The 470-nt window shown below is 48.3% G+C and carries 1 protein-coding gene; it reads left to right on the top strand.

All coding sequences use genetic code 11. The annotated features are described in order from the left end of the window. A partial coding sequence (locus tag ACPYOJ_RS34660; RefSeq protein WP_481420270.1) for a hypothetical protein occupies positions 1–468 on the top strand: 468 nt, incomplete at its 5' end. Positions 469–470: the final 2 nt, after the last annotated feature.

Raw genomic sequence — 470 nt, 5'->3', positions numbered from 1 at the left:
CGGCAGCGTCAGATGTGTATAAGAGACAGGGTTTACCGTGTATTTACGGTTCCTGCTGTAATGGTGAACCAGGCCTCATTCTATATGACCCTGGCGTTCTATGAGCAGTCGCCAGGCGGGGTAAGAAATGAAGCGGTGTGGCTTCGAGGGGATGCTGGTCTTACCAGTACTACAAAGTGGGAAGACCAGAGGGTTACTACAGATCCCAAGAACCTTCTTTGGAATATTAATGATTGCCAAGGCCGTGCATCTACAGGCCAGATGGTATTAGGGAAAACATTAAACTTTAACCCGGTAGCCAGCTTTGGTGACGCAGCATGGACTTGGGCCTTTACGAAGGTTAATACTTCTCGTACAAGTGTTCCTAATGCAGATGTAGCGATCGTTTATAAAGCCAGTTCAGCGGGAACATACGATGTATGGGGTACGGACTGTCTCTTATACACATCTGACGCTGCCGACGACTAGTC

The organism is Rhizobium sp. SVR5-9E (assembly GCF_056755095.1).
Note: the sequence above shows the minus strand (reverse complement) of the source record. Positions and strands in the feature narration are given on the sequence as shown.